Annotated in this window: 8 protein-coding genes and 1 pseudogene; 3 read left to right on the forward strand and 6 right to left on the reverse strand. The window is 63.9% G+C overall.

Annotated features, from left to right (window positions below):
• Positions 1-144: 144 nt before the first annotated feature.
• The 6 genes from ACWGS9_RS32715 to ACWGS9_RS32740 form a co-directional block, all read right to left on the reverse strand.
• On the reverse strand, positions 145-1,320 hold the full coding sequence (locus ACWGS9_RS32715; RefSeq protein WP_454509110.1) for an MFS transporter: 1,176 nt from the start codon (positions 1,318-1,320) through the stop codon (positions 145-147).
• A gap of 20 nt (positions 1,321-1,340) precedes the next feature.
• Positions 1,341-2,081 (reverse strand): NUDIX hydrolase, encoded by a 741-nt coding sequence (locus ACWGS9_RS32720; RefSeq protein ID WP_454509111.1) that lies wholly within the window; start codon positions 2,079-2,081, stop codon positions 1,341-1,343.
• Between the two features lie 91 nt (positions 2,082-2,172).
• Positions 2,173-2,616 (reverse strand): DUF983 domain-containing protein, encoded by a 444-nt coding sequence (locus ACWGS9_RS32725; RefSeq protein ID WP_454509112.1) that lies wholly within the window; start codon positions 2,614-2,616, stop codon positions 2,173-2,175.
• Positions 2,616-4,925, reverse strand: a complete 2,310-nt coding sequence (rnr, locus tag ACWGS9_RS32730) for a ribonuclease R (protein WP_454509113.1) — start codon at positions 4,923-4,925, stop codon at positions 2,616-2,618. The genes ACWGS9_RS32725 and rnr overlap by 1 nt, the downstream gene beginning before the upstream one ends.
• Positions 4,926-4,931: 6 nt before the next feature.
• Positions 4,932-7,499, reverse strand: a complete 2,568-nt coding sequence (topA, locus tag ACWGS9_RS32735) for a type I DNA topoisomerase (protein ID WP_454509114.1) — start codon at positions 7,497-7,499, stop codon at positions 4,932-4,934.
• Positions 7,500-7,840: 341 nt separating this feature from the next.
• Positions 7,841-8,218, reverse strand: coding sequence for a COG4315 family predicted lipoprotein (locus ACWGS9_RS32740; RefSeq protein ID WP_454509115.1), 378 nt, complete (start codon positions 8,216-8,218; stop codon positions 7,841-7,843).
• Between the two features lie 165 nt (positions 8,219-8,383).
• Between ACWGS9_RS32740 and ACWGS9_RS32745 the strand changes: the two genes are divergently transcribed.
• The 3 genes and pseudogenes from ACWGS9_RS32745 to ACWGS9_RS32755 all read left to right on the forward strand — a co-directional run.
• On the forward strand, positions 8,384-9,130 hold the full coding sequence (locus ACWGS9_RS32745) for a cytochrome c biogenesis CcdA family protein (RefSeq protein WP_454509116.1): 747 nt from the start codon (positions 8,384-8,386) through the stop codon (positions 9,128-9,130).
• Positions 9,131-9,277: 147 nt separating this feature from the next.
• Positions 9,278-10,642, forward strand: a complete 1,365-nt coding sequence (gene glmU, locus ACWGS9_RS32750; RefSeq protein WP_454509117.1) for a bifunctional UDP-N-acetylglucosamine diphosphorylase/glucosamine-1-phosphate N-acetyltransferase GlmU — start codon at positions 9,278-9,280, stop codon at positions 10,640-10,642.
• A gap of 234 nt (positions 10,643-10,876) precedes the next feature.
• A pseudogene (locus ACWGS9_RS32755) lies at positions 10,877-11,129 on the forward strand (glutamine--fructose-6-phosphate transaminase (isomerizing)); the annotation flags it as partial.

Genomic DNA, 11,129 nt, shown 5'->3' on the forward strand with positions numbered 1-11,129 from the left:
TGTTTTGTTCGCTTTTCGATTCTCGTTTGGACTCCAATTCCGACTTGCTTGGCAGTCGGTGCACGACTTTTTCAGCAGCCTGTTAAGTCCTTGTTTTATGCATGTCGTTGTCCCAGAACCGCGTACACTTCTGGGCGACATGCATTAGAGAATCCTGCGCACCAGCCTGACAAGGACCAGAACCATGTAGGCGGCGAAGAAGATCGCCAGGGACCAGCCGAAGCCTGAGGGGCCGAAGGCGTCCATGCCTATGCCGATCGCCTGTGGACCCAGTACCATGCCGACGCCGTAGCAAAGCACGAAGGCCGCGTTGGCGGACGCCAGTTCATGGCCGGATAGCTGGGAGCCGAGATGCGCAAGGCCGATCGTGTACATGGCGGCAACGACGCCGCCCCAGACGAACAGGAGGGCCGCCATCAGATGCCAGTTCTGCGCGAAGTACGGCATGAAGACGGTGCCGACGAGGCCGACGGTGGCGCAGGCCAAAAGCAGATAGCGGCGGTCGGAAACGCGGTCGCTGATCATGCCGATCGGGATCTGTAGAAGCACATTGCCGAGCCCGATCATCGTCAGCAGCAGTGCGGCGTCGGCCTCCGAATAGCCGATGCGGCTGCCATAGACGGGGAACAGCGAGAAACCGCCGGTCTCGACGGCGCCGAAAACAAGCACGGCAAAGGTCGCTGTCGGCACCAGCCAGATGTAGCGCAGGAAGTGGCTGGTCTCGCTGTCGGCGACAATGGTCGGGCTCTCATTGCGGGCCGCCAGCACCGGGATAGCGGCAAGTGTCACCAGCACTATGGTGACGCCGAATGGCAGGAAGCCCGTGCTGCCGAGATGGGCGAACAGCCACGGTCCGGCAGCGAAGCCGAGCGACAGCACGGTGGCGTAGATGCCAAGCACAAGGCCGCGCCGGTTCGGCGGGGCAGAGGTGCTGATCCAGAATTCCGACAGGATGAACAGCACCGTCAGCGAGATATGCAGGGCGACGCGGAGCGGAAACCACATCCAGAAGTCCGGTGCGAAATGGAAGCCAACGAAGGCGAGCGCGCCGGTGGCAATCATTATCAGCATGGTCCGGGCGACGCCGAGCCGCATGGCAAGCGGCGTGGCGAGCGGCGCGCCGGCAATCGAGGCGAGGCCGGCGACAGCCGTGTTGAGGCCGATCATCGAAGCGGAATGGCCGCGGCTTTCCAGAATGACGCTAAGCAGCGGCATGCCGAGGCCGATGGCGATGCCGACGACGCTGATCGAGGAGATCGCCGCGATCATCGGCAGCCAGTGTACGCGTTCGTCGCCCTGTTCTTGGGTATCGACCGTCATGGGATCAAAATGCTCTGCTTCTAAAGGACTTCGCGGACAAAGCGGTTGCGGACAAGCCGGAAGAACGGCACGCCGCCCCCCGGCCGCAGCAAGGGATCGTCGGCAAGCCGCGTTTCCAGTTCTTCCAGGATCATGCCGGTAATGTCGGGGATGTCGGCCTTGCGGGCATCGGCAAGCCGCAGCCAGACGAGTTCTTCCAGTTCGTTGGTCGGGCCGCCGTCGGGCAATTCCACGGCAACGTCGTGGCGCCAGGCGCTGAAGAAACGCGTGTCGAAACGGCGCACGCGATTGGGCGGCGTGATGGCGCGGGCGATGAAGCGGAGCGCGTCCAGCGACGGGATCACATCATGTTCGACGAAGCCCTGCCAGTCGCGCTTTACTGTCGAGAAAGCGCCTTTGCGGCCGATCAGCAGCCCGGCTTCCTCGTAGGTCTCGCGAATCGCCGACAGGGCAATTGCCCGCGCCCGCGCCGCGCTCGCGCGGCCGGGACCCGCGACCAGCTTTTTCTCTTCTTCGCCGCGCAAAGGGGTGGCGACGGGAATGCGGCTGTCAGCCGGATCCGTGCGGCCGCCGGGAAAGACGAATTTTCCGGGCATGAAGGCGTGGCCGGCATGGCGCCGGCCCATCAGCACCAGAACATCCTTGTCCCTGCGATCGAGCAGAATGAGGGTCGCGGCATCACGCGGACGCAATGCCCGGCCGCTGCGCACGGCCAGGCCTTTATCGAGCTTGTCGACATCCGCCTTGGTCATTCGTTCCATGCGCTCGACCTAGCGGAAACTTCCCGGATGCGAAAGTGGCTTGCGCATCGCGGCCTTTGCACCAGGGCCGAAAGCGGTAGAACCTGGCTTATCAATTGCTCTCGAATTCGTCCTTCTCGTCGCCGAAGCCATGCATATAAAGCGCCCATTGCAGGCCGATGACGGCGCCCTTGACCGGCTGCAACAGCACAAGCGCAAGAATGATGGTCAACGGCACCCAGATCAGCGCATGCTGCAAGGTCGAGAGCGTGGTGGTGGCCTCCACCGCCATGAATGAGCCAACCACAATGTGGCCGACGATGACGATAACCAGATAGGCAGGCAGGTCATCCGCGCGATGGTGGTGGAGCTCCTCGCCGCAGACCTCGCATTTGTCCACAGGCTTTACGAAAGCGCCGAACAGCTTCCCCTTGCCGCAGTGGGGGCAACGGCCGAGCATGCCGCGCTTCATCGCCGTCCACAGCGGGCGGGCGACGCGGCCAGAGTGATGTTCGCCACCGAAAACCTGTTCTTCCACCTGCAAATCGCCTGGCATCAACTTCTCCTGCCGCGCGGGCCGGAGCGCGATTGCGACGCGCGGGCGCGGCCCTTGGCCTTGTGGAACGACCGCCTCGAGCCGGGCAGGGGCTTCGGGTCGGTCAGCATCTCGAAACGCATCGCGCCGGCCATTGGCGCGACCTCGACCAAGCGAACTTCGACGCGATCGGCGAGCTGATAGCCCTTGCCGCTGCGTTCTCCGAAGAGCGATCGGGCGGTTTCGTCGTAGATATAGTAATCGCCGCCCAAACTTGACACCGGAATAAAGCCGTCCGCGCCGTACTGCGGCAATTGGACAAAGAGCCCGGCCTTGGTAACGCCGGAGATGCGCGCGTCGAACGTATCGTTGACGCGCTCGGCGAGATAGGCGGCGACCAGCCGGTCGACCGTATCGCGCTCGGCGGCCATGGCACGACGTTCCGTCGCCGAGATCAGCGCGGCGACCTCTTCCAGCCTGTCCGCCTCCTGCTGCGTCAGGCCGCCGGGCCCGAGGCCAAGTGCTGCGATCAGCCCACGGTGCACGATCAGATCGGCATAGCGGCGGATCGGCGAGGTGAAATGCGCGTAGCGCCTGAGGTTGAGGCCGAAATGGCCGATGTTCTTCGGCGAGTACTCGGCCTGGCTCTGTGAGCGCAGCACCACTTCGTTGACCAGCGCCTCGTTGTCAGCGCCGCGCACCCGCTCCAGAATGCCGTTGAACTGGCTGGGCCGCATCTGCGCGCCGCGCGCCAATGACATGCTGAGCGTTTGCAGGAAGTCTCGCAGCGATTCCTGCTTGGCGAGCGACGGCGCATCATGGATGCGGTAGACGAGGGGCTCTTTCTTGCCCTCCAATGTTTCGGCGGCCGCGACATTGGCCTGGATCATGAACTCCTCGATGAGCTTATGCGCATCGAGTCGCTCCGGCACGATGACGCGGTCGACCGTGCCGTCGGGCTTCAGCAGGATCTTGCGCTCCGGCAGGTCGAGCTCCAGCGGCTGGCGGGTGTCGCGGCCGCGCTTGAGCAGTGCGTAGGCATCCCATAGCGGCTTCAAGACGCTGTCGAGGATCGGCCGCGTCTTATCGTCAGGAATTCCATCGATCGCGGCCTGCGCCTGCGGGTAGGCGAGCTTGGCCGCCGACTTTATCATGACGCGGTGGAAGGAATGCCTGAGCTTGCGGCCTTCCGACGAGAAGGTCATGCGCACGGCGATGGCCGGCCTGTCCTCGCCCTCGCGCAACGAACAGAGATCGTTGGAGATGCGTTCGGGAAGCATGGGGACGACCCGGTCCGGGAAATAGACCGAATTGCCGCGCTTCAAGGCTTCTCGGTCGAGCGGCGTGCCGTAGCGGACGTAAGCGGCGACATCGGCGATCGCCACGGTGACGACGACGCCTCCGGGATTGTTCTCGCCCGTATCGGGTGTGGCGAAGACGGCGTCGTCATGGTCCTTCGCATCGGCCGGATCGATGGTCACCAGCGGCAGATCGCGCCAATCCTCGCGGTGATCAAGCGTCGCCGGCTTCACCGCTTCGGCCTCGGCGATCACGTCCGCCGGAAAGACGTGGGGAATATCGTGGGCGTGGATGGCGATCATCGAGACCGCCTTCTCGCTGCTCAGCGAGCCGAGCACCGCCAGCACCTTGGCGCGCGGAAGGCCGAAGCGCGAGGCGCGTGCCGGCTCGACCTCCACGAGGTCGCCATTCCTGGCGCCGTTCTGGAATTCCTTGTCGACGATCAGTTCCGGCTGACGGCGTTCGACGGGCTCGATGCGGAACGTACCATCCTTCAGCACGCGGAAGACGCCGAGCACCGCGTCGCTGCGTTTTTCGAAGATTTTCATCACCCGGCCGGTATAGGCAGGGCCTGACGGATCGTCGGTCGGGAAGGTCTTGGCGAGCACGCGGTCGCCGATGCCGGGCGCCGGGCCGCCGGCGCCGCGCGAGATGCGGATGGCGATGACGGGCGGCGAGCCGGCGCCGGTGTATTCGTTCGGATGCGCCAGAAGCACGCCGTCATCGTCGCGGCCGAAAATGTCGAGCACCGCGACGTGTGGCACGGCGCCCGCGCGGGTGAGACGCTTCCGCTCCTTGTTAAGCAGGCCTTCGTCCTGAAGGTCGCGCAACAGGTCCTTCAACCAGATGCGGTCCTCGCCGCGCAACGCGAAGGCCTTGGCAATCTCGCGCTTGCCGGAGCGGTCGGGATTTTCGGCGATGTAGCGCAGGATCTCGTCACGCGAGGGCCGGTAATCGTCCTTGACCACCTTGGCCCTCGTGTCGGCGTTGCGCGGATCGCCATGGCTTCTTCCGGAGATCCAGCGCGCCACGTCCTGCTATCCTTTTTTCGCTGCCCTGCGGAAGGGTTTTTTGCCGCTCCCGCCCTTGGCTTCCTTCTCGGCGATCAGGGCGAGCGCTTCTTCCATCGTCACCGATTGCGGATCCTTGCCCTTGGGCAGGGTCGCGTTGACCTTGCCGTAGTTGACATAGGGACCGTATTTGCCGTCACGCACGACGATCTTGCCGCCGCCGTCGGGATGGTCGCCCAGTTCCTTCAGCGCCGCCGGCGTGGCGCCATTGCGGCCGCCCTTGCCCTTCTGCTGCTTTTCCGCGATCACCGAGACCGCGCGGTTCAAGCCGATCGAGAACACGTCCTCGATGCTTTCCAGATTGGCATAGGTGCCGTCATGCAGCACGAACGGGCCGTAGCGCCCGAGGCCGGCCGAGATCATCTTGCCGGTTTCCGGATGCTTGCCGACGTCACGCGGCAGCGCCAGCAGCGCCAGCGCCTTCTCGTGGTCGATCGACTCGGGCGTCCAGCCCTTGGGCAGGCTCGAGCGCTTGGCCTCCTTGCCTTCGCCGCGCTGGATATAGGGGCCGAAGCGGCCGCTGCGCAGCGTGATTTCCTCGGCGGTGTAGGGATCCTTGCCGAGCAGCTTGACGCCGTCCTCGCCATTGCCGTTTTCGCCATTGGGATTGGCGGCGTCACCGAGCTGGCGGGTATAGGAGCACTCCGGATAGTTCGAGCAACCGACAAAGGCGCCGAATTTGCCGAGCTTCAGCGAGAGATTTCCCGAACCGCATTTCGGGCAGATGCGCGGATTGGAGCCGTCTTCGCGTTCCGGGAAAACAAGCGGCGCGAGTTCTTCGTTGAGCGCGTCGAGCACGTCGGTGACACGCAATTCCTTGATGTCATCGACAGCGCCGGAAAAATCCTTCCAGAAGTCGCGCAGAACGTCCTTCCAGGCGAGCTTACCGTCGGAAATCTCGTCGAGCTTTTCCTCGAGCGAGGCGGTGAAATCGTATTCGACATAGCGCTCGAAGAAGCTTTCGAGGAAGGCCGAGAGCAGCCGGCCCTTGGCCTGCGGCACCAGCCGGCGCCGGTCGATGGTGACGTAATCGCGGTCTTCGAGCGTCTTCAGGATTGCCGTATAGGTCGACGGCCGGCCGATGCCGAGCTCTTCCAGCTTCTTGATCAGCGACGCCTCGGAGTAGCGCGGCGGCGGCTCGGTGGTGTGCTGGGTGGCGTTGATCGCCTGGCGGGCAAGCTGCTCACCAGCGCGGATCTCGGGCAGGCGGCGGCTCTCCTCGTCTTCCGCGTCCTCGTCCTTCTGGTCGGTATAGGCGGCGATGAAGCCGTCGAATCGGATGACCGAGCCGATCGCGCGCAACTCGGCGGTGCGGGCGCCGTTGACCGCCTCGATCTCGACCGTGGTGCGTTCGATCTCGGCCGGCTGCATCTGGCTGGCGATGGCGCGCTTCCAGATCAGCTCGTAGAGCCGCGCCTGGTCTGCGTCGAGATACTGTCTGACCGATTGAGGCGTGCGCTTGAAATCGGTCGGGCGGATCGCCTCATGCGCCTCCTGGGCGTTCTTGGCCTTGGCGGTATAATAGCGCGGCTTTTCAGGCAGGTATCTTGCGCCGAACTCGCTGACGATGGCGCTGCGGGCAGCCTCGATCGCCTCGGGCGCCATCTGCACGCCGTCGGTACGCATATAGGTGATGAGGCCGGCGGTCTCGCCGCCGACATCCATGCCTTCATAGAGTTTTTGCGCCACCTGCATGGTGCGGGTGGCCGAGAAGCCAAGCCCGGACGAGGCGGCCTGCTGCAGCGTCGAGGTGGTGAAGGGCGGGCCGGGATTGCGCTTTGTCGGCTTGGCCTCGACCGACAATGCCTTGAAGGTCGCGCCTTCCAGCATAGCCTTGATGTCGTCGGCCTGCGCCTTGTTGCCGATATCGAGCTTCTGCAGCTTCTTGCCGGCGAAGGCGGTCAGTCGCGCCTCGAAACTGTCATTGCGCGGCGTGTTGAGGATGGCGGCGATCTGCCAGTATTCCTCGCGGATGAAGCGTTCGATCTCGGATTCGCGGTCGCAGACCAGGCGCAGCGCCACGGACTGCACGCGGCCGGCGGAACGGGCGCCCGGCAGCTTGCGCCACAGCACCGGCGAGAGCGTGAAGCCGACGAGATAGTCGAGCGCCCGGCGGGCGAGGTAGGCGTCGACCAGCGGCGCATCGATCTGGCGCGGATTGGCCATCGCATCCAGCACCGAGGCCTTGGTGATGGCGTTGAAGACGACGCGGCTGACCGGCTTGTCCTTCAGCGCGCGCTTCTGCTTCAGGACTTCCAGCACATGCCAGGAAATCGCCTCGCCCTCGCGATCCGGGTCGGTGGCGAGGATCAGCCCGTCGGCATCCTTGACCGCCTTGGCAATGTCGGCGAGGCGCTTGCCCGACGCGGTGTCGACCGACCAGGACATGGCGAAGTCCTCGTCAGGGCGCACCGAACCATCCTTGGCCGGCAGATCGCGGACATGGCCGAACGAGGCAAGGACCTTATAGTTCTTGCCGAGATATTTGTTGATTGTCTTCGCCTTGGCCGGCGATTCGACGACGACGACGTCCATGAGGTCTCTTATCAATCAGGAGGGGCGGAAGAACTCCGCGACGCACGACGAAATCCCACTCTTTTCGTCGCTCACATGGCCGCGCTTTTGCAATCGGTCAAGGGGAAGCGGCCAATTTGCGAAGCGCCAATCGCCGATACACTCTTAGAGTGTATGGCAAAGATCACATTTTTGGCGATGGAGGCGTGCGCGCCACGTATGACGTCAGGACGACCTGTACCGGCCCATCGAGCCGCGGTCAGTGCCGAGGCGCGAGGCGCGCCCGGAAAAGATCGCCGGCTGCCGAAATTGAACCAACTCGGCAGCCAGGCAGTTTCCGCATGCCAGCGGTGGGAGGAAACTTAATCAGCCTTGACGACGTGCCAGGCGCCGGCGACGCCTTCGCCGGTCATGTCCCCGGCCTTCTTGTCCTTGGCGAAAGTATAGACGGGCTTGCCGTCATAGGCCCACATCTTGGAGCCGTCGGTGCGGTCGACGACCGTCCATTCGTTATCGGCCTTGGCGCCGGCCTCGGCCTTCAGCGGCGGCCAGTTGGCGGCGCATTTGTCGTAGCAGGTGGATTTGCCCTTCTCATCCTTGTCGAAGGTGTAAAGCGTCATGCCTTTGGTATCGGTGTAGATCTTGGTGCCGCCAACTTCGGCTTCCTTCCATGCTTCCGCGGCATGAGACGCGGCGGTGCCGAGCAAAAGCGCGGCGAATCCGAGTGCGATCGATTTCATGATAATCTCCCTGAGAACAAGCGCGCGGCAATCGCGCGCTTACCCGACAACGCATTGGGGCTGCTGATTCTTCCTTGGGCCAAGCGGCGACGTGCCACACAATGGTGATTGGCAGGGAGGCTTTCGCATCGCTATATCGGCGCCAGCACAATCGGGGCTCAAGAAATGGCATTGGACATCGGCTATGTCAGCGCGGTCGGGGCAGGGGCGATCTCGTTCCTGTCGCCTTGCGTGCTGCCGCTGGTGCCGCCCTATCTCTGCTACATGGCCGGCGTTTCGGTCGACGATTTCCGTGGCAATCAAAGCGTGACGGCAAAAGAAGGCGCGCGCGGCGCGCTGCTCTATGCCTCTTTGGCCTTCGTGCTCGGCTTTTCCACCGTCTTCGTCGCGCTCGGCGCCGGCGCCTCGACCATGGGGCGCCTGCTGCGCGTCTGGCAGGAGCCGCTGGCGATGGCGGCGGGTGTGCTCATCATCCTGATGGGCCTGAACTTCCTCGGCATCCTGCGCATCCCACTCCTGTCGCGCGAGGCGCGTTTCCAGTCGCAGGGCAAGCCGGCCAGCATGATCGCGGCCTATGTGATGGGGCTCGCCTTTGCCTTTGGTTGGACGCCCTGCATCGGACCGGTGCTGGGGCCGATCCTGACTTTAGCCGGCGGGCGCGAAACCGTGGGTGAGGGTGCGCTGCTGCTCGCCGCCTATTCGCTCGGCCTCGGCATTCCATTCCTGATCGCGGCGCTGTTTTCCGGCGCCTTCATGCGCTTCCTCGGCAAATTCCGCGTCCATCTCGGCCGCGTCGAAAAGGCGATCGGGGCATTGCTGGTCGTTGCCGGCGTGTTTTTCCTGACCGGCGGCGTGCAGAGCGCGTCTTACTGGCTGCTTGAGAATTTCCCGGTGCTGGGACGGCTGGGCTGAAGCCTCAATCCGAACGACGCTTGAGGGCCCGCGTTACCTGTCTGCAAACAGCTCCGCCATCTCACCGGAATTTAACCGCATTGGTGCAGCATGGCCTGCGCTGCTAACATGCGTTGATTCAAACCTTTTTCACACGGTTGCCACTCCATGAGCCAGAGATCCTGCCTGTCCGTCATCCTCGCCGCCGGCGAAGGCACGCGCATGAAAAGCGCGATGCCCAAGGTGCTGCACGCCATCGCAGGCCTGCCGATGGTGGCGCATGTGGTGAAGGCTGCCGAGGCGGCCGGGGCTACGGGTCTGGCGCTGGTGATCGGCCACGGCACTGAGGAGATGCGCAAGGCGGCGCAGAAATTCGCGCCGAAGGCCGAGACCTTCGTGCAGGAAAAACGGCACGGCACGGCGCATGCAGTGCTTGCCGCTCGCGAAGCGATATCAAAGGGTTATGACGATATCCTGGTGATGTTCGGCGACACGCCGCTGATCGACGCCGGCGCGCTGGCAACCGCACGGCAAAAGCTGGCGGACGGCGCCGCGGTTGCAGTCATCGGCTTTAGACCGCCAAGTCCGACCGGCTACGGTCGGCTGATCGAGAAGGGCAGCCAGTTGGCCGCCATACGCGAGGAGAAGGACTGCTCCGAGGAGGAGAAGAAGATCGGCTTCTGCAATGCCGGCATGATGGCGGTGGCCGGCAAGCATGCGCTTCGGCTGCTCGAAAAGGTCGGCAACAATAACGCCAAGGGCGAGTTTTATCTTACCGATATCGTCGAGATCGCCGGCGCGGAAGGCCTCGACGTGGTGGCGACGGAGGCGAGTTTCGAGAATGCGCTCGGCATCAACAACCGCGCCGAGCTCGCCGAAGCGGAAGCGATCTGGCAGGCGCGGCGGCGTCGTGAAGCGATGCTAGCGGGCGTGACCCTGATCGCGCCGGAGACGGTCTATTTCTCGCATGACACCGAAATCGGCGCCGACACGATCGTCGAGCCGAATGTCTGGTTCGGGCCGGGTGTGAAGATATCCTCGGGCGCCAAGATCCACGCTTTCAGCCATATCGAGGGCGCGACGATCGCCTCGAACTGCGATGTCGGGCCGTTCGCGCGGCTGCGGCCGGGCGCCGATCTGAAGCAAAAAGCCAAGGTCGGCAATTTCTGCGAGGTCAAGCAGGCGACGATCGAGGAAGGCGCCAAGGTCAATCACCTGACCTATATCGGCGACGCGCGCGTCGGCGCCGCCGCCAATATCGGTGCCGGCACCATCACCTGCAATTATGACGGCTATTCGAAATTCTTCACCGACATCGGCGAGGGCGCCTTTGTCGGTTCGAATTCCTCGCTGGTGGCGCCGGTCACGATCGGCAAGGGCGGCTACATTGCCTCCGGCAGCGTGATCACCGAAAGCGTGCCCGACGATGCGCTCGCCTTCGGCCGTGCCCGCCAGAAGACGATCCCCGGCAAGGGCAAGGAGTTGCGCGAGCGCTTTGCCTCGGCCGCGGCGAGGAAGAAGGCCGCGGAATAGGCCTCGGTGCTTCCCTACGGAAAGGCAACCGCAACTCGATCAGATATGAACGAGTGGAAACCAGGGCCCTGAAAACGGAGCAGTTCGGGTAACCGGATTGCAAGCGCGGTCTGGCATCGTGCATCGGCAAAAAACCGTTCCGCTGACACGGAACGAAACGCAAAGTGACTTTCGCGGCAGACCGGCAATCCCTAGATAACGCCGGGTTTTCCGCTGGGAATCGGGGGTTATCGCATGTGCGGTATCGTTGGAATTGTCGGCCGGCAGCAGGTCGCGCCGCTCATCGTCGATGCGCTGAAGCGGCTTGAATATCGCGGCTATGACTCGGCCGGTGTCGCCACCATCGAGAAGGGCGAGCTCGGCCGCCGCCGCGCCGAAGGCAAGCTCGTCAACCTCGAACGCCGGCTGAGGGACGAGCCGCTCGACGGCACGATCGGCATCGGCCACACGCGCTGGGCGACGCATGGCGTGCCCAACGAGACCAACG

It is taken from the genome of Mesorhizobium sp. Arg314 (genome assembly GCF_053714275.1).

Excerpts from the sequence above, each read along its gene's own strand:
- ACWGS9_RS32715 (WP_454509110.1), bottom strand. The coding sequence starts at position 1,320 with ATGACGGTCGATACCCAAGAACAGGGCGACGAACGCGTACACTGGCTG.
- ACWGS9_RS32720 (WP_454509111.1), bottom strand. The coding sequence starts at position 2,081 with ATGGAACGAATGACCAAGGCGGATGTCGACAAGCTCGATAAAGGCCTG.
- ACWGS9_RS32725 (WP_454509112.1), bottom strand. The coding sequence starts at position 2,616 with ATGCCAGGCGATTTGCAGGTGGAAGAACAGGTTTTCGGTGGCGAACAT.
- topA (WP_454509114.1), bottom strand. The coding sequence starts at position 7,499 with ATGGACGTCGTCGTCGTCGAATCGCCGGCCAAGGCGAAGACAATCAAC.
- ACWGS9_RS32740 (WP_454509115.1), bottom strand. The coding sequence starts at position 8,218 with ATGAAATCGATCGCACTCGGATTCGCCGCGCTTTTGCTCGGCACCGCC.
- ACWGS9_RS32745 (WP_454509116.1), top strand. The coding sequence starts at position 8,384 with ATGGCATTGGACATCGGCTATGTCAGCGCGGTCGGGGCAGGGGCGATC.
- glmU (WP_454509117.1), top strand. The coding sequence starts at position 9,278 with ATGAGCCAGAGATCCTGCCTGTCCGTCATCCTCGCCGCCGGCGAAGGC.